The organism is Rhodospirillaceae bacterium, from assembly GCA_018662005.1.
In the GTDB taxonomy this organism is placed as follows: domain Bacteria; phylum Pseudomonadota; class Alphaproteobacteria; order Rhodospirillales; family JABHCV01; genus JACNJU01.
Window position 1 is genome coordinate 1 of sequence record JABJHA010000048.1, and the last position, 17,576, is coordinate 17,576.

Consider the following 17,576-nt stretch of genomic DNA (forward strand, 5'->3'; position numbering starts at 1 on the left):
CTTCAGCACCCACCTGAAAAGTGACGACGGCATTGCCAACATCTACGACGCCAACGCCCATGCCCACCGCTTAGGCATTAACGGTGTCCCTTCCTACGTCTTCAACGAAAACATGATCATTTCCGGAGCCCAGGACCACAATGTCCTGTCCCGTATGCTCGACGCGGCGATGGCGGCGGATGAGGGTTGAATGAGTTTGTCGTTACCTACTCGTTCAAAATATTACGCAAGCGTCTTACATCTGCCAGATAAGGCAAGCGGGTCTGTGCTGCGGTGACACTATCAACGTCGAGTTCAGTAAAGATAAGTTCCTCGTTTGCGCCAGCGCGCGCCGCATCCTTGCCATCGGGCCTGACAATGCAGCTGCCGCCGAAATAATCCGATTCGTTTTCGATACCGGCGTGGTTTGCGTAAAGCAGCCAGACACCGTTTTCAAAAGATCGCGTTGGCATTAATTGTAAAGCGACGGTGCTCCATTTTTTGACAAGCGCGGTTGGCACAATGATGACTTGTGCGCCTGCCTCCGCTGCTGCCCGCACAGCTTCCGGATATTCGGCGTCATAACAGATGAGGATGCTGCAACAAAAGCCATTGAGATCGAATAAGGTAAGGCCGCCACCCTGTTTGAAATATCGTAACTCGGCCCCTGGCGGCAACAGAAGCTTACGATGATTGGCCATCAATTGCCCCTCTTGACTGATACAGGCCGCAGCGTTGTAGAGGTTTCCGTCAACCCGTTCCGGATAGCCATAGACGATAGCGGTGTGACTCGTCCGGGCAAGTTCCGCTACCTGTAGGGCGAAGGGGCCTTCCAATGGTTCCGCAAGCTCAGGTAATGAATCTCCTACATCGTAGCCCGACATGAACAATTCCGGGCAAACCACAAGATCAAGTTTTTGCTGCCGGAGGGCGGCGCTTAATTTGTTGAGCCGCTCGTCCGGTGTCAGGCCTCCGCCTTCACATTGGAAAACACCGGCGCGCATGGCCTCACCTGTCCACTATCAATATCTTACGGGGATAACTTGTGAGGTATTCACTGCCGGTTTCGGTGACGACGATAGAATCCCCGATCCGTCCGCCGAGCAACCCGTCAACGGAAATGCCGCCATCCACGGCGAACGTCATTCCGGGCTTTAAAATGGTTTTATCGCCCACCTTTAGTTCCGGCGCCTCCAGATAGGACATGCCAATTGATCGACCCGTACGATATCCCGTCTCATAGCCCCGTGCATCATAGATCTCGTTGGCTGCCTGGGCTACGGATTGGGCGCTAACGCCCGGTCGAATGGCGGCAATGGCTGCCTGTTGCGCATCAATCGCCGCCTGTTGAACCTCTGCCGCCTCGTCAGAGATGTCCTTGACAAAAAACATCCGGTCAAAGCCCAGCTTGTATAGTTTGAACTGCGCCATATTGCAGAAACAAAAATACACCGGATCACCTTTTTCCAGCAGCTTCACACTGCTGCGACGATGCACCATCGAGGTATCACGACCGGATTGCATTATTTGCAGGTTGTGGATCATGGGTGAGATAAACGCTTCCCAACCCTTCGCCGTGAGAAATCCGGCAGCCTTACGGGTGCCCGCATTGATAACAGCAAGGGCGGCTTCGTATTCCGGTGCGCCTTCTGCGAGCGCCCCTTCTGCCGCCTCCATCATCGCCCCGGCGATCTCTCCCGCCTGACGCATGACCGCAATTTCTTCAGGAGACTTAATGACTCTCATGGCGCCAATAACCGGGGATATATCCTGTAAGGGGGAAGACGGGTATTTGGCATCCAGGAAATTCCGGACAATCGGCGGCAGCAACCCTTTCTCGACGGCAATTCCGCCAGGTTGATCGCCCACGACCTTGGCCAAAACATTTTCCCATCGGTTGGCCCCGGAATCCTCCCAGGTGCGAATATCATCGACCCATGTCATGGCAGACACCATTTCGCTTTCCATAAGCGGCGTCAGCACCGTCGGTGTGCCTTCGGTGCGCACGATCAGAAAGGTCGGCCGGCCAAATTCAACACTGAGGTATCCCCAGAAACCAGCCAAATAGGCGATTGATGATTCGTCAGTCAGTAGCGCCAGGGATATTCCATCGTCTTTCATCCTGCGTTGGAATTCGGCTGTTCTTTTCCTGGCTTGCTCCAGCATTGTCGCGATCTTTCAAAAAGAATAAGAATAAAAAATGGAGTTCCTCCATCCCGTGCCGGGACAAATGGAACCCCTAGTTTCTAGGATTTACTCTTAAGGAAGTAAACCAGGGTTATTTCTTCACCCGCACTGTCAGCAGCTTGATGATGTCCTTGTACAGGAACCTGCTTTCAACCAGATCAAGCCCTGCCGCGTCCAGGTATTGTTCGGTGTTGCGGTCGAATTCTGCGCCGTAGGCAAAACGCACCCAGGGGGCCCACAGTTTCATGATAAAGGCCCGCCACGGGTTTTCTGAAATGGCGTATTCAAGAATGTGGATGGTGCCATCCGGACGGCAGACCCGGCGCAGTTGTTCCAGCGCCGCCTGCTGGTGTTCGTTATCGAGCACGCAAAAAAGGAATGTCGAGACGATGGAGTCGAAGCTGGCCTCAGGGAATTCCAGTTCCAGGACATTCATCTCAAAAAGCTCAACCGCGGTCCCGAGCCTGGATTTGCGGCTGCGGGCGCGACCCAGCATTGAAGGGCTTAAGTCGATGCCGGTGACCGTACAGTCTTCTGGGTAGTAAAGAAAATTACGCCCGGTTCCGACTCCGGCGTCAAGCAAGTCGCCGCTCAGTCCATCAAACATTTCCATGCGAATCGGCCTGTAGCGAACATGCTCAAAAGGCAGGTCAAGAATGTCATAGAGCCTTGCAATGCGGTCATAGACTTTCTGTTTGCTCATGACATTTCAGCTTCCGCCACCTTGGCGATGTCGCGCATCAGCAGGCGGACACCGGCGAGGCGGTCTTTCGGACTTTCCCAGGCGCGCATGAAGACCAGTGTGTGATCGGGCCGCAGTTTAGCGGTGCCGACCTGATCATTGATAAAAGCGACAAGCCCGCCCGGATTGGCGAATTCATTATTACGGAATGATATGAGCGCCCCCTTTGGCCCGGCGTCGACTTTATCGACCCCTGCCCGCTTGCTCAATTGTTTGACGGCGACGATGTCGAGCAGGTTTTCGACCTCGCCCGGAAGCGAGCCGAACCGGTCAATCAATTCGGCGGCGAAGGCTTCGATTTCATCTGCTTTGACCAACCTTGAGAGACGCCGGTAAAGCTCCATGCGGACGTTCAGGTCAGCGACATAACTTTCAGGTATCAACACCGGCGATCCAATGCCGATCTGCGGGCTCCATTCGTCATCAGTACCAACGCCGCCATCAAGCCCGCGAGCTGCGGCCACGGCCTCCTCTAACATCTGCTGGTAAAGCTCGATGCCGACTTCACGGATATGACCGGACTGTTCATCGCCGAGCAAATTTCCGGCACCGCGAATATCCAGATCATGACTGGCCAGCGAGAACCCCGCCCCAAGGTTATCCAGGGTTTGCATGACTTCCAGGCGTTTTTCCGCCGCCACTGTCAGTTTTTTACGCTCCGGCAATGTCAGGTAGGCATAGGCACGGATTTTCGAGCGCCCGACCCGGCCACGCAACTGGTAAAGCTGGGCCAGACCGAACATATCGGCACGGTTAATAATCATGGTGTTGACGTGCGGCATGTCGATGCCCGACTCGATGATATTGGTGGACAGCAGAACATCATACTTGCCGTCATAAAACGCGCTGATGGCGTCTTCCAGATCATTCGGCGTCATCTGTCCGTGGGCGATGATGAGCTTGACCTCAGGCACCAGTTCCTTGAGCCGCTTGGCGAGCGGTCCAAGATCGGCAACCCGCGGACAGACATAGAAAGTCTGGCCACCACGGAAGCGCTCACGAAGGATCGCCTCGCGCACAACAACGGGATCAAAGGGCAGAACAAAGGTGCGGACAGCCAACCGGTCAACCGGCGGAGTGGCGATGATGCTCATCTCCTTGACCCCGGTCAGGGCCAGTTGCAGGGTGCGCGGGATTGGCGTCGCCGTCAGTGTCAGGACGTGGACGTCGGCTTTCAGTTTTTTCAATTGTTCCTTATGGGTAACGCCGAAATGCTGTTCTTCATCGACGATCAACAGCCCCAAGTCCCTGAACCCTACATCCTGGGCCAGCAGCGCGTGGGTGCCGATGACAATATCGACGCGTCCCGTCTTCATGCCTTCCTTGGCGTCCTTGATCTTGCTCTGGTTGACCAATCGGGAGATTTGTTCAACGTGGACAGGGAAATCCTTGAAACGTTCCTGAAAGTTCTGGAAATGCTGTCGACACAGCAAAGTCGTCGGCACAACCACTGCGACCTGCTTGCCACTCATGGCGGTGACGAAAGCGGCGCGCAGGGCGACTTCTGTTTTGCCGAAACCGACATCGCCGCAAATCAGCCTGTCGGCTGAACGCCCACCCGATAAGTCTTCAAGAACATCCTCGATCGCGCCGCGCTGATCATCGGTTTCATCGTAAGGAAAACGGGCGGCAAACTCATCGTATGACCCCTCCTCTGCATTGATACGGGCGGCGGGTTGCAGGGTGCGGGCGGCCGCGACTTTAATCAGTTCTTCAGCCATACCCTTGATGCGTTCCTTCATCCGCGCCTTACGGGCCTGCCAACCGGCACCGCCGAGCCTGTCGAGATGACCCCCGGCTTGCTCTGAGCCATAACGGGAAATCAGTTCTATATTTTCCACCGGCAGGAACAACTTGTCGCCGCCCTCATAGAGCAGCCGCAGGCAATCATGGGGCGCGCCCGATACATCAATGGCCTCAAGCCCGTCATACTGGGCAATGCCGTGTTCGATGTGGACGACCAGATCACCGGCGTGCAGGCTGGAAGCTTCGGCGATAAAGTTTTCCGGCCTGATCTTGCGTTTAGCGGCGTGGCTTAACCGGTCACCGAGAATATCCTGCTCACCGATAAGACACAGATCATCGGTAACGAAACCACGCTCGATGCCAAGTACACCAAGAGCCACCGCCTTTGCACTCAAGGCCTGGGCCTGATCCCAGTCATCGACCCGGGCGAGGCCGTTGATACCGTGTTCACGCATCACCGTTTCAAGGCGTTCCAGTGAGCCGCGCGTATAGCCGGCAAGCAGAACCCGGCGTCCCTGCTTTTGCTGTTCGCCCAGATGGTCGGCCAGAACATCAAAAACATTAAGCTCCTGGCTTAAGCGGGCATCGGCAAAATCCCGGCCTTGCTTGCAATTCATATGGACCCTCTGGCCGCTCTCGCCTTCAGGAGCGACAAAGGGCGACAGGTGACCGACCGGATGGCCTGTAAGTTGCTGATCCCAGCTATCAACATCAAGGAACAGCGTATCGGGTGGTATGGGCAGGTAAGGAACTCCGTCGCCGGATTTGCCATCGGCGATGGTTCGGCGGGCAATGAAGTATTCGCCGATCAGGTCAAGGCGGGCGTCAAGCGCCTGCTGCCATTGATGATCAAGCAACACCGGAGCACCGGGCGCGTAATCCAGCAGGGTTTCCATCTTTTCGTAAAATAACGGCAGCCAGTGTTCCATGCCGATATGGCGGTGACCGGCGGAAACCGCCTCATACAGGGGATCATCACTGCCGGCGCTGCCGAAAAGCGCCCGATATCCTGAACGGAAGCGCGATTGCGCCGCCTCGCTTAACGGAACCTCGCTGATGGGCCTGATAACAAACTGCTGTTGTTTGCCGGTGGTGCGTTGGTCGATGGGGTCAAAGGTGCGAATGCTGTCGAGTTCGTCACCAAAGAAATCAAGCCGCAGGGCATGTTCAACACCTGAAGGATAAACATCGACAATGCCGCCGCGAATGGCGAATTCACCTGCCTCCATAACCGTTTCTGCACGTCCGTAACCGTTGGCGACAAGGAAAGCGACCAAGGCATCAGGTTCAAGACGGTCACCGGCGCTGGCGCTCAACGTCGCCCCGGCGAAGGCCTGGCGCGGCACAACCCGTTGCAAAAGGGCCGAAACCGTGGTCAGCAAGGCGCGCGGACCGGTTGCCGGTTCCAGCAGCCGGGTCAGGGTATCAATACGCTGACCGACGAGGGCGCTGTTGGGCGAGGCTCTATCATACGGCAGGCAATCCCAGGCCGGAAATTCCAGTCGTTCAACGTGTGGAGCGAAGAAGCCCAGGGCCTCGTTCATACTGGCCAGATGGATGTCATCACGGGCGACGAAAACACCCGTATTCACTCCCTTGCCAATGACGTTGGCAAGAATCAGGGCGTCATAGCCGCCGGGCGCTCCAGAAACGTCAACGACGCCGGGTGCTGAGAGAATTTTTTGAATCTTTTGCAACCACTTACGCCGTTTTGTTGAATCTTTGAATCAAGGTCATCAGGTCGGTATTAAAAGCATCAGGCAGCGGAGTTTTGCCAATAATCCAGTTCATCACATCAATGTCGCTCTGCTGCATCAAGGTATCCAGATCATCGAGTTGCCGGTCACTGAGTTCGGCAATATAGCGATCGGCAAAATGACCCAGCAGGATGTCATTTTCCTTCATGCCACAGTGATGACTGCGGAACAGTAATTGTTTGCGTCGGTTGTCCAATTTCGGCTCCAACAAAATGTTGGGTAGGGTATAGTCGTTTCAAACTTGGATGTCACTAATACCAAATTGTACTAATAATGACCCATAGAGATCACTTATGCAGCCCGTCGGGTAGGAGAAAAGCCGCAGTCGATGTGGTGCATCGTCAAGGTTTTCCGACGCCCTCCGACGGGCTGCATAAGTGACCGGAACGGCGGCTTCGCAAGGCTTTTGGACGGCGTCGCGCACGTCTTGCGATACACCGCATCGCCGCGCCGCACGCTCCTAGCCAAAAGTCTTGTGAAACCGTCTCTATGAGTCATTATTAGTACAACTTGGTATTATGCGCCCTGAAATTCTTTATCCTCCGTTCGAGCCGGTGACCAGTCTTAAGGGGATTGGTCCGCGTATCGCAACGTCGCTTGAAACCTTAAGCGGACCGCGCATTGTCGACCTTTACTGGCATTTGCCAAGCAGCCTTATTGATCGCCGCTACGCGCCCACGGTTGCTGATGCCATCACAGGAAGGGTCGCCACCCTTACCGTCACCATCGATAAACACATAAAACCCGCCAACAAGCGGCTCCCCTACAAGATTATCACGTCGGATGATACGGGAACTCTGGTGCTGGTTTTCTTCCATGCCCACGACGATTACTTGAACAAAACCCTGCCTGAAGGCGAAACCCGCGTGGTTAGTGGTACGTTGGAGCGTTTCGGCAAGGAATTACAAATGACCCACCCGGACCGCATAGGCACCATAGCCGAAATCGATAAATTGAAATCTGTCGAACCGGTTTACCCGTTGACGGCCGGGGTGTCCCTTAAAGTTTTCGGCAAGGCCATGGCCGGTGCGTTGGAACGGCTGCCGGAACTTGAAGAGTGGCAGGATCCTGCGTTTTTAAGCAAAAATAACTGGCAGCCATGGAACCAATGCCTGATCGAAGCGCACAGCCCGCAAAGTGAGGACGATCTCGACCCCGCATCCCCGGCCCGCAAGCGTCTTGCCTATGACGAGTTGCTGGCCAACCAGCTGGCCCTGTCGCTGATGCGCCTTCACATGCACAAAACGGCGGGACGCGGTATTCATGGCGATGACAGCCTGCAGGACAAGGTTCTGGCCGCCCTGCCCTTCAGCCTGACCCCGTCACAGAAATTCTCGCTGGCTGAAATCAGCGACGATATGGGATCAGACACCCGCATGTTACGGCTGCTGCAAGGCGATGTCGGCAGCGGCAAGACGATTGTCGCCCTGCTTGCCATGCTGGCGGCCGTCGAGGCGGGAACACAAGCCGTTTTGATGGCTCCGACGGAAATTCTGGCGCGTCAGCATCTGGCGACCATTGAACCGCTTGCCGACGCCGCAGGAATTCATGTCAAGCTATTGACGGGACGCGAAAAGGGTAAAAACCGCAAAGCCATACTGGAGGGACTGGAAAGTGGGCAAACCCATATGGCCATTGGCACCCACGCGCTGTTTCAGGACGATGTCGCCTTCGCTGATATGGGGCTGGCGATTATCGACGAGCAACACCGCTTTGGCGTCCATCAACGCCTGACCCTGGCCGCCAAGGGTCAGGCCGTCAACGTGCTGGTGATGACGGCGACACCGATCCCCAGGACCTTGATGTTGACCGCTTACGGCGACATGGATGTGTCGCAGTTACACGAAAAGCCCGCCGGGCGGCTGCCTGTAAAAACAACAACTGTTTCCTTAAACCGGCTGGACGACGTCGTCGGCGCGGTCAAACGACGAGTGGTTGAAGGGGGACGCGCCTATTGGGTCTGCCCGCTTGTCGAGGAATCAGATGTCCTGGACGTTGCCGCTGCCGAAGATCGCCACAGGGCCCTGGAGCAGGTGTTCGGGGACAAGGTCGGCCTTGTCCACGGGCGCATGAAAGGGCCTGAAAAAGACAAAGCTATGGCCACCTTCGCAGCAGGTGAGATCAGCGTTTTGGTGGCCACGACGGTGATCGAAGTGGGCGTCGATGTTCCCGAAGCAACGGTTATGGTTATTGAACATGCCGAGCGTTTTGGGCTGGCCCAGTTACACCAGTTGCGGGGCCGTATCGGTCGCGGTGCGGAAAGCTCAAATTGCTTACTGGTCTTTCAGGAGCCGCTGACAAAAACCGCCCATGACCGTCTGGAAATCATGAATGAAACCGATGATGGCTTTGTTATCGCCGAAAAAGACCTTGAACTACGCGGCGCCGGGGAATTGTTGGGGACCCGCCAAAGCGGTCTGCCCGACTTCCGCCTCGCCGACCTTGCCGCCCATGCAGACCTGCTGGCGACGGCCAGAGACGACGCCAAGCTAATCCTCAACAAGGACCCGGACCTGGAAAGCCCGCGCGGCAAGGCCCTCAGAACCCTGCTCTACCTGTTCGAGCGCGACGCCGCCGTGCGTTATCTACGGTCGGGCTAAGGTACCGGCACAGCCATACTGTCGATAACCGTTTCCATAACGACAAAGGTGCTGGTTTGCTGGACGTGCGGTAGTTTGGCGATGCCTTCGCCGAGGACATGACGATACGATCCAATATTGTCGGTGCGCACCTTCAACAGATAATCGAAGCCACCGGCGATCATGTGACAGGCCTGTATGGCCGGAAGTTTAGCGACCGCGGCGTTAAATTCATCAAGCGCCTGACTGGTGGTATCCTCGAGCGTCACCTGAACGAACGAGACATGACCGGCGTCCAGTTTTTCGGGATCGAGCCGGGCATGGTAGCCGCATATAACACCACCGGCTTCAAGACGGCGCACCCGCTCAAGACAGGGCGTCTTGCTTAAACCGACGCGTTGGGAAAGTTCGGTCATGGTGATCCGCGCATCGTCCTGCAGGGTTTGCAGGATTTTTCTGTCAATCTTGTCCATTTTACTGCCCGTTCGCTTGTTAACTGGTCTTTATGCAACTTATTTGCTGATTATATAGACGATATGATCATATTTGCCGATAAAAAAAGTCACACAATCTTCGCGTTTTGAGTCACTCTGAGAATATTCAAAAAGACCCTTTATGACGGAAGAACCCACATGTCGGATGTCCACCTGAAACTGCGCGCCGCCACTTGTGCCGCCTATATTTGTGACGAGGCAGAAGCCGTTGAGCATTTAACCAAGGTTATGAATCTCAACTCTGCAGCGCGCCAGCGCATTGAGCAGGCGGCGGTCATTTTTGTCGACAAATTACGCCATGACAAGCAGCCCGGCATGATGGAAACATTCCTGGCAGAATACGGGCTAAGCACCGACGAGGGCGTCGCCCTGATGTGTCTTGCCGAAGCGCTGCTGCGGGTGCCTGACAATTTGACCATGGACGCCCTGATTCAGGACAAAATCGCCCCTGCGGATTGGGGCAAACATCTGGGCCAATCCGGATCACCCCTGGTCAATGCTTCTACCTGGGCATTGATGCTGACGGGTAAAGTGATTGCGCCTGAGGATACCGAGCAACTTGATATTGCCGGAACCGTGCGGGCCATGATTAAGCGCATTGGCGATCCTGTTGTCCGCAACGCCGTCGGCCAGTCCATGCGGGTACTGGGGCATCAATTTGTTTTGGGCCGCGATATAGGCGAAGCGGTTAAACGTTCAAGCGACAATGAAGCCAAGGGCTACACCCATTCTTACGACATGCTGGGCGAAGCCGCCCACTCTGCCGCTGACGCACGACGCTATTTCCTCAGTTATTCCAGTGCCATCACTGCACTGGCTGAACACTGTACACATGCAGACACCCATCTCAATCCCGGAATTTCGGTCAAGCTGTCGGCCCTTCATCCACGTTATGAATTCAGCCAGCGTGAGCGCACCGTCGAAGAGCTTGTGGCCCGCACGACAAGCCTCGCCCTGCTCGCCAAAAACGCCAACATGGGCTTCAACATTGATGCCGAAGAGGCAGACCGGCTGGACTTGTCGCTGGAAATTATCGAAGGCGTGCTCGGCAATCCGGATTTGAAAGAATGGGATGGCTTTGGTGTCGTCGTCCAATCCTATATGCCGCGCGCCCTTTCCGTCATCGACTGGCTCGCCGATTTGGCAACGCGTTTTGACAGACGGATCATGGTGCGGTTGGTCAAGGGGGCTTACTGGGACAGCGAAATCAAGATCGCACAGGAACAAGGGCTTTCCGGGTATCCCGTCTTTACCCGCAAGGTCTCGACAGATATTTCATACATGGGCTGCACCCGTCGCCTGTTTGAGCATTCGGATCGTATCTATCCGCAATTCGCCACCCACAACGCCCATACGGTTGCGGCGGTTCTGGAAATGGCCGGTGATGTTCAGGATTTTGAATTTCAGCGACTCCACGGCATGGGTGAAAGCCTGTTTGACATGCTCAGACAGGAACACGGGCGGCGCTGCCGGATTTATGCCCCCGTCGGGGTGCACGAAGATCTGCTGGCCTATCTGGTTCGCAGGCTTTTGGAAAACGGCGCCAACTCGTCATTCGTCAATCAGGTTCTTGATGAAAGTGTTGCCTCGGGCGATCTGGTCAGTGATCCGGTCGGGCAAGCCGAAAAGCTGGACAGCATTGCCAACACGCATATCCCCTTACCCGCCGACATGTTTGGCGAGGGCCGCAAAAATTCCCACGGCTGGAATTTGGCGGACCCGCTGGAATTAACGGCACTGCAAAAGGATCGCGACACCTTCAAACAACAAACCTGGAGCGCGGAACCACTGATCGGTGGCGTGGCCCATTCAGGAGACGCCCAACCGGTCCTCAACCCTGCCAATCCGGATGATGTGGTCGGTCAAGTCACCCAAGCCTCGCCTGCCCATATCGAAGATGCTTTGGCAAAGGCCACAATCGGCATTGAGCTCTGGCGTTCATCGAAAGTTGAAGACCGCGCCGCCTGCCTTTTACGCATTGCTGATCTTTATGAGGATAATTCCGTCGAACTGATGGCCCTTGCCGCCCGCGAAGCCGGCAAGACACTAAACGATTGCGTCGGCGAACTGCGCGAAGCCGTCGACTTTTGCCGGTACTACGCCGCCGAAACCAAAATGGCCGACCAGCAACGCCAGGGGCGCGGAGTCTTCTTGTGCATTTCGCCATGGAATTTCCCGCTGGCAATTTTCACCGGCCAGATCGTCGCCGCCCTGGTCAGCGGCAATGCGGTGATCGCCAAACCGGCCGAACAAACCCCCTTGATCGCCACCCGCGCCATCCAGTTGATGCATCAGGCCGGTATTCCCGGTGATGTTCTACACCTTCTGCCTGGTGACGGACCTAGCGTCGGTGGGGTACTGGCCGCCGATCCGCGCATCAGTGGAGTCTGTTTTACCGGCTCCACCGATACCGCCCGCATTATCAACGCGACCATGGCCAGCAAGGGTAACCCAAAGGCGCCGCTGATTGCCGAAACCGGCGGCCTGAACGCCATGATCGTCGATTCCAGCGCCCTGCCAGAACAGGCCGTGCGCGACATCGTCACCGCCGCCTTCCAAAGTGCCGGGCAACGCTGTTCGGCACTTAGGGTATTGTTCGTCCAATCAGACATTGCCGAAGGTCTTTTGAGCCTGTTGGAGGGTGCCATGGATGAGCTTTGCATTGGCGATCCATGGGATTTGAAAACCGATGTCGGGCCGGTCATAGACGAGGAAGCCCGGGATGTCATTGAAGCCCATTGCCAAAAGATGGAAATGCAGGGTCGCCTGATCCGAAAAATTAAACACCCTGAAAGTGCCGGGTTTTTTGTCAATCCTTCCGCTTACCTGATAGACAGCATCGCGGATTTGGAGCATGAGATTTTTGGCCCGGTGCTTCATGTCGTCACCTTCGAGGCCGAGGGCATCGACGATCTGGTAGAGTCCATTAACGCCCGGGGTTACGGCCTGACCATGGGCATTCATACCCGGGTCGACAAACGGGTGCAGGACATTTGCGACAAGGCCAGGGTTGGCAATATCTACGTCAACCGCAACCAGATCGGCGCGGTCGTTGGCGTTCAACCTTTCGGCGGTGAAGGCCTATCGGGAACCGGGCCCAAGGCCGGTGGCCCCCATTATCTGACCCGCTTCAGCAAAGTGGCGGACCGGCGTGTTGAAGATGATGGAGCCCTTCCATCATCTTCAAATGAATGCGGCGAACTCTCAAGGATCGCGCCAGTGGCTCTTTCAGCACAAAGACATTGGGATCAGGTGGCTGACCGTGCGGCCATAATCAAAACCGCTGCAGAGGCCTGCTCCGTCCCGGTTCGCGACGCTATTCTTGAAATCTTATCAGGCGTTTCAGAATTTTCCGCCCATGCCATCGACCTTCCGGGACCGACCGGGGAAAGCAACCGCCTGACCCTGCATGGGCGGGGAGTCTTTGTTTGCCTTGGTGGCGTCACGCAAGCTGCACTGGCCTTGTTACTGGGGAACGCCGCCATCGTTCCTAAAGATGTTGAAGCGGAACTGTTTTGTGCATTCTTGCCTGCTGGCCTGTTTGGGATCGTGGATGACATAACACTTAAGGACATCGAAATCGCGCCAGATCTGGCCGGTGTTGTCTTTGCGGGAAATGCTGAAAATCTGCGCGCAATCAGAAGCGCCCTGGCTGCGCGATCCGGAGCCATTCTGCCGCTGATTGATGATCTGTCGGACTGGCGTCAGATGTTGATCGAGCGCGCCCTGTGTATCGACACCACAGCATCAGGCGGTAATGCCGCCCTGCTGGCATCGGCAGGACTTGCTGACTAGGATTTGTCCTTCGTCACCAGTACCGGTGTACGCTGGGCTTCGCGCAGCACGTCCATGTCTTCATACGTTGCAGCCGAGACAACTGGCTTGGACTGCTCCTCCAAAGGACGGTGATCTGGCGGGGTGACGATGCCACCGGAAATGACCATCTTAATCGCTTCTTCAACGCTCATGGACAGCGGCACCAATTCTTTCTTGGGTACGAACAACAGAAATCCCGACGTCGGGTTAGGCGTCGTTGGCAGGAAAATGTTGATGCATTCTTCTTCGGTCAGGTTTTGCACTTCACCTTTGGTGCGCCCGGTAATGAAAGCGACAGCCCACATACCGCGCCTTGGATATTCAACCAGAACGGCCTCGCGAAACGCATTGGATTGTTGGGCCAGAACCGTTTCCAGAATCTGTTTGATAGCGCTGTAAAAACCACGGATCACAGGCATCCGGTTGAGCAACCGCTCGCTGGTGCGCAGGTACAAACGCCCGACAAAGCCCGCCGTCAGTGCGCCAATCAAGGTCAGAACGATAAAGACAATAACCAGCCCCAGCCCCGGGGTGCCAAACGGCAGATAATTTTCAGGGTTATATTTTAACGGTATCAGCGGCGTCACTTTGCTGTCGACAAAGTTGATAAACAACCAGGCCAGATAGAATGTGATCGAGATCGGCGCCGTAATCAGGACACCGGCCAGAAAATAGGCACGCAAACGTGCCGCAAAGCCAATTTTGTTGGGCTTTACCGGTGCCTCTTCGGCTGGCGGAACATCCTTATTGTCGCTTGGTTCATTCATCGCGACACCATCCACGAAAGGCCGGAGGAAAGCAACTCACTGTTTAAAAAACTCGAGTAATGCACGCACCGTGTCCCCAGGATTTTCTTCAGCCAGAAAGTGACCGCAATTGATCGCTTCACCACGAGCATCCCGGGCCCGTTCATGCCAGGTTTCCAGAACATCGTAACTTTTGTCCATGAGGCCATTTTTACCCCACAGAACCAGTAACGGGCATCCCACTGGATTGTCCATATCAGCCTCGTCGTGGACCATGTCGATGCTTGCCGCCGCCCTGTAGTCCTCGCACGAAGCGTGAATGGTTTCAGGCATCGAGTAACAGCGGATGTATTCGGCCATCGCCTCATCTGTGAAGCCATCCGTAGAGGCGCTCCAGTGACCTAGTTTTTGACGTATATAGAATTCCGGATCATTGCCGATCAACCGTTCGGGCAGGCCGCCCGGCTGGATCAGAAAAAACCAGTGATAGTAACCACTGGCAACCATTTGATTGACGGTGGTGAAAATTTTATGGGTCGGGACGATATCTAGGACTGATGCCTTTAACACTTTCTCTGGATAATCCAGGGCCATGCGGTGGGTCACCCGTCCGCCGCGGTCATGACCGGCAACGAAGAATTTTTCAAATCCCAGGTTTTCCATAACCTGAACCTGATCATCCGCCATTGCCCGTTTTGAATAGCCCTCGTGATCGTCACCGCCGGGTGGCTTTGAACTGTCGCCATAGCCACGCAGGTCGGTTATGACGACGCTGAAATCTTCGGCCAGCCTGCCTGCAATCTTGTGCCACATGACGTGGGTCTGCGGATAACCGTGCAGAAGCAGTAAAGGCGGCCCGCTACCGCCTTTCAGCAAATTAATTTCGGCGCCATCGGTGTTGATGCGGGCGCGCTCAAAACCCTCAAACATCGGGTTTCATCCTTCCTGAATGAATAAAACAGATTTACCCGTCGCCCTCGGTTGGGGCTTCCGGTTTTACGGCTTCGGCCTTGTCTTTGGACATGCGCCTTACATGATCGGCGAGAATATTGAGCAAGCCGCGAAGGAATGGATCCGCCTTTTTCATTTTTGCTTCAAACATCTGGCGACTGATGACGATGGCAGCACCACCTTGCGAGGCCCGCGCTGTGGCCATGCGATTGCTGTTATCAAGCAGGGCCATCTCGCCGATGATACCGCCCTGACCGACCGTGGCCAGGATGAGTTCGTTTTCTTCCCCGGCATTTTTTACAATCTGGACCTCACCCGATTGCAGGACAAAGGCAAGGTTACCATCATCGCCTTCCTTGAAAATTTTTTCGCCGTCCTGAAAGACTTTCCGCTCGAGAACTCTGTCTGACATTCTTGCCCTCCCCGATTTTTCTTTTCAAATGCTTTTCCATCATACCTTTAAATGCAAGATAAAGGGACCCTAATTCCCGGGAATAATTTGCCACGACTGAAGGACATGCCCGGCAATCGCGCCATAGCGCTGATAACGGTCTTCGGGTGCGGCGTAGGACCAGACGTGGACGATACCATTATCTGGACGCGCCAACACCACGCTCCATTGTTTATATTGTTGGCCGAGGTGTTCGTATTCAACGGTAAACTGAAGACCATTCAGGGTTAATCCGCCTTTTGCATACCCGTAAGCGCCCTGACCTGGAAAGCGAACGCTGGCATCAGCTTGCTTAAGCTGGCGTTTTAAATCGGCGACAACACGCTGGGTCGCCTGGGTTATGTTGGCAACACCGGATGGCGGTTCAACGTTTTGAACAGTGATGGTGGCGAAAAACGCGGGCGAACCCTTTTGACCGCTGATAATGACGTAAGGACCGCTACCCTGCTCAACCCTCCATGAAAACGGATAGTCGATGGTAAAACCAAGTCCGCTATCTTTCAGATGCTGAACCTTGCCAGCCATCATCTCAACAAGTCCGTCTCCGCTCTCTGCCGATACGTTGCCGTCCATTCCGCCATGGGCTGGGCGAAAACTTTGCAACACCCAGTTAAAATCACTAATCAGTCTGTTAAATTCCTGGGGAGGCGCGATAAAAATAAAGGCGTAATCAAATTTGCTGTCTCGGGTGATGATAACGCGAACCCTTGAACCCGCCCCTTCATACAACGCCTCAAATGCCGGCAGCCCCGCCAGTTTGGTTGGTTGTCCACCCAGTTTGTGAGTCCAGGGACGGCCGTTTCCAAGGTAGCGCTGCTCCAGCCTGGACATCAAATCGGGAAGCGGCGTACCGGTTTTGGCATCGCTCGTTTGCACCGTGATCATGTAACCTTTTCGCGACTTCATGGCGATGCCGCTGACTTCGTCACGATGTTCGACAATGGCGCCCGGCGGAATGGCAATCAGATAACCCTGTTTGGGATGGCGAAACATCATCGCGCTGGGTTGTTCGCCGACAGCAGGAGCCTGGATTTGACCTTCAGGCGCTTGCGGTTGTGCCGTTTGCTGGGCAACCCCCTGCCCGACCCACGTCAGGCCCCAGACCAAAACCAGCACAACAAAACGAAACATCGGTTTTTCCTTGATCTAACACGAAGACTGACAAACAGTCCCATCATGGTTACTATTTCAACAGGAGTATACTTCGCGACTTATTAATGAAAGCAATACACGCATGCCTACAATTGTCCTCGTTTCCATTATTTGTCCTGACCGTATTGGTCTTGTTTCAGCTATTTCCGGCCTTCTTTACGATCAGGGCGTCAACCTTGACGACACGACCTTCGCCGTTCTTGGCGGTGGTGCCGAATTCACGGCTGTCTGCGAATTACCCGAAAGCCTTGAGCTTGACGAACTGAAAAAAGAATTATCGGGTCTGGAAGAATTACACGACGCAGAAATAACCGTTACCAACTTCGCCCTTTCGCCCATTCACGCTGAAACGGCTCACATTACCCACCGCATTGTCATGCAAGGCGGCGACCGGCCCGGACTGATTGCCCGACTTTGTGAAGTTTTCGGTCAGTTTAACGCCAACATCGTTCGCCTGAATTCCGATAAAATGCCCGGCCCCGGCAACGACCAATATGAAATTCGCATCGCGGTATGGATACCAGAGGAGAGTGTTAAATCCTGTCTCGCCATCGTCGCCAATACGGCCGGGGAACTGCGTATGAAATGCCGCTGGCATGAAGTGGACGACAGGCCTGTCTAAATAGTTTTTTAAACATTTCCGATACATATTAGAGTCATCGATTCTATAATTTTGCTATTCTCGGATTCTCTTATCGTTTGGGCGTTAAATTGGCAAAATCTAAAAGCGAGCTACGAAGTCTGTCGGGCCAGCAAAAAGCGGCTGTTTTCATGCTCGCGCTCGGCCAGGAACACTCGGCACACATTTTCGAGCTGATGGACGACGAAGAAATTCGTGACATGTCGCAAACCATGGCGACCCTTGGCAACATCAGTTCATCCGTCATCGAGCAGCTTTTTGTTGAATTTGCCGACCAGCTTTCCGGCGGTGGCGGTGGCGCTGTCGTCGGCTCCTATGATTCTGCCGAACGCCTGC

At 55.0% G+C, this 17,576-nt stretch carries 15 protein-coding genes; 5 read left to right on the forward strand and 10 right to left on the reverse strand.

All coding sequences use genetic code 11. The features are described 5' to 3' along the window. Positions 1 to 190, forward strand: a 190-nt coding sequence (locus tag HOL66_16550; GenBank protein ID MBT5245843.1) for a DsbA family oxidoreductase, incomplete at its 5' end; no start/stop codon positions are given. A 16-nt stretch (positions 191 to 206) separates the two neighbouring features. On the opposite strand, the gene HOL66_16555 is transcribed toward HOL66_16550, so the two are convergent. The 5 genes from HOL66_16555 to HOL66_16575 form a co-directional block, all read right to left on the reverse strand. Beyond that, a complete protein-coding gene (locus tag HOL66_16555) occupies positions 207 to 983 on the reverse strand; it encodes a hydrolase (protein MBT5245844.1) in 777 nt (258 codons plus the stop codon). Positions 984 to 987: 4 nt separating this feature from the next. Beyond that, positions 988 to 2,145 carry an aminopeptidase P family protein gene (locus HOL66_16560; protein ID MBT5245845.1) on the reverse strand — a complete coding sequence of 386 codons (1,158 nt, stop codon included), beginning with the start codon at positions 2,143 to 2,145 and terminating at the stop codon, positions 988 to 990. 112 nt (positions 2,146 to 2,257) lie between these two features. After that, on the reverse strand, positions 2,258 to 2,869 hold the full coding sequence (locus tag HOL66_16565; GenBank protein MBT5245846.1) for a class I SAM-dependent methyltransferase: 612 nt from the start codon (positions 2,867 to 2,869) through the stop codon (positions 2,258 to 2,260). Then, a complete protein-coding gene (gene mfd, locus HOL66_16570) occupies positions 2,866 to 6,351 on the reverse strand; it encodes a transcription-repair coupling factor (GenBank protein MBT5245847.1) in 3,486 nt (1,161 codons plus the stop codon). The genes HOL66_16565 and mfd overlap by 4 nt, the downstream gene beginning before the upstream one ends. Positions 6,352 to 6,355: 4 nt before the next feature. Beyond that, positions 6,356 to 6,559 carry a succinate dehydrogenase assembly factor 2 gene (locus HOL66_16575; GenBank protein MBT5245848.1) on the reverse strand — a complete coding sequence of 68 codons (204 nt, stop codon included), beginning with the start codon at positions 6,557 to 6,559 and terminating at the stop codon, positions 6,356 to 6,358. Between the two features lie 370 nt (positions 6,560 to 6,929). On the opposite strand from HOL66_16575, the gene recG reads away from it, so the two are divergent. Next, positions 6,930 to 9,011, forward strand: coding sequence for an ATP-dependent DNA helicase RecG (recG, locus tag HOL66_16580; GenBank protein ID MBT5245849.1), 2,082 nt, complete (start codon positions 6,930 to 6,932; stop codon positions 9,009 to 9,011). Here the strand turns inward: recG and HOL66_16585 are convergent. Beyond that, positions 9,008 to 9,463: a winged helix-turn-helix transcriptional regulator gene (locus HOL66_16585; GenBank protein MBT5245850.1), complete on the reverse strand. Its 456-nt coding sequence runs from the start codon at positions 9,461 to 9,463 to the stop codon at positions 9,008 to 9,010. The genes recG and HOL66_16585 overlap by 4 nt on opposite strands. A 159-nt stretch (positions 9,464 to 9,622) precedes the next feature. Between HOL66_16585 and putA the strand changes: the two genes are divergently transcribed. Next, positions 9,623 to 13,279 carry a bifunctional proline dehydrogenase/L-glutamate gamma-semialdehyde dehydrogenase PutA gene (gene putA / locus HOL66_16590; protein ID MBT5245851.1) on the forward strand — a complete coding sequence of 1,219 codons (3,657 nt, stop codon included), beginning with the start codon at positions 9,623 to 9,625 and terminating at the stop codon, positions 13,277 to 13,279. Here putA and HOL66_16595 read toward each other — a convergent pair. From HOL66_16595 to HOL66_16610, 4 genes are all read right to left on the reverse strand, one after another. Beyond that, entirely contained in the window at positions 13,276 to 14,067 is a 792-nt protein-coding gene (locus HOL66_16595) for a DUF502 domain-containing protein (GenBank protein MBT5245852.1), read from the reverse strand. The genes putA and HOL66_16595 overlap by 4 nt on opposite strands. A 36-nt stretch (positions 14,068 to 14,103) precedes the next feature. Beyond that, positions 14,104 to 14,976: an alpha/beta hydrolase gene (locus tag HOL66_16600; GenBank protein ID MBT5245853.1), complete on the reverse strand. Its 873-nt coding sequence runs from the start codon at positions 14,974 to 14,976 to the stop codon at positions 14,104 to 14,106. 34 nt (positions 14,977 to 15,010) lie between these two features. Continuing rightward, positions 15,011 to 15,409 (reverse strand): Crp/Fnr family transcriptional regulator, encoded by a 399-nt coding sequence (locus HOL66_16605; protein ID MBT5245854.1) that lies wholly within the window; start codon positions 15,407 to 15,409, stop codon positions 15,011 to 15,013. Positions 15,410 to 15,478: 69 nt separating this feature from the next. Then, on the reverse strand, positions 15,479 to 16,579 hold the full coding sequence (locus tag HOL66_16610; GenBank protein MBT5245855.1) for a hypothetical protein: 1,101 nt from the start codon (positions 16,577 to 16,579) through the stop codon (positions 15,479 to 15,481). A 103-nt stretch (positions 16,580 to 16,682) separates the two neighbouring features. Here HOL66_16610 and HOL66_16615 point away from each other — a divergent pair, with 103 nt between their 5' ends. Then, positions 16,683 to 17,222, forward strand: a complete 540-nt coding sequence (locus HOL66_16615) for an amino acid-binding protein (GenBank protein MBT5245856.1) — start codon at positions 16,683 to 16,685, stop codon at positions 17,220 to 17,222. 89 nt (positions 17,223 to 17,311) lie between these two features. Then, positions 17,312 to 17,576, forward strand: a 265-nt coding sequence (locus tag HOL66_16620; GenBank protein MBT5245857.1) for a flagellar motor switch protein FliG, incomplete at its 3' end; no start/stop codon positions are given.

What these genes read in the sequence shown, in the direction of transcription:
- HOL66_16595 (MBT5245852.1), bottom strand. Translation starts at nt 14,067, where the DNA reads ATGAATGAACCAAGCGACAATAAGGATGTTCCGCCAGCCGAAGAGGCA.
- HOL66_16605 (MBT5245854.1), bottom strand. Translation starts at nt 15,409, where the DNA reads ATGTCAGACAGAGTTCTCGAGCGGAAAGTCTTTCAGGACGGCGAAAAA.
- HOL66_16565 (MBT5245846.1), bottom strand. Translation starts at nt 2,869, where the DNA reads ATGAGCAAACAGAAAGTCTATGACCGCATTGCAAGGCTCTATGACATT.
- HOL66_16615 (MBT5245856.1), top strand. Translation starts at nt 16,683, where the DNA reads ATGCCTACAATTGTCCTCGTTTCCATTATTTGTCCTGACCGTATTGGT.
- HOL66_16560 (MBT5245845.1), bottom strand. Translation starts at nt 2,145, where the DNA reads ATGCTGGAGCAAGCCAGGAAAAGAACAGCCGAATTCCAACGCAGGATG.
- putA (MBT5245851.1), top strand. Translation starts at nt 9,623, where the DNA reads ATGTCGGATGTCCACCTGAAACTGCGCGCCGCCACTTGTGCCGCCTAT.
- HOL66_16555 (MBT5245844.1), bottom strand. Translation starts at nt 983, where the DNA reads ATGCGCGCCGGTGTTTTCCAATGTGAAGGCGGAGGCCTGACACCGGAC.
- recG (MBT5245849.1), top strand. Translation starts at nt 6,930, where the DNA reads ATGCGCCCTGAAATTCTTTATCCTCCGTTCGAGCCGGTGACCAGTCTT.
- HOL66_16610 (MBT5245855.1), bottom strand. Translation starts at nt 16,579, where the DNA reads ATGTTTCGTTTTGTTGTGCTGGTTTTGGTCTGGGGCCTGACGTGGGTC.
- HOL66_16575 (MBT5245848.1), bottom strand. Translation starts at nt 6,559, where the DNA reads ATGAAGGAAAATGACATCCTGCTGGGTCATTTTGCCGATCGCTATATT.
- HOL66_16585 (MBT5245850.1), bottom strand. Translation starts at nt 9,463, where the DNA reads ATGGACAAGATTGACAGAAAAATCCTGCAAACCCTGCAGGACGATGCG.
- HOL66_16600 (MBT5245853.1), bottom strand. Translation starts at nt 14,976, where the DNA reads ATGTTTGAGGGTTTTGAGCGCGCCCGCATCAACACCGATGGCGCCGAA.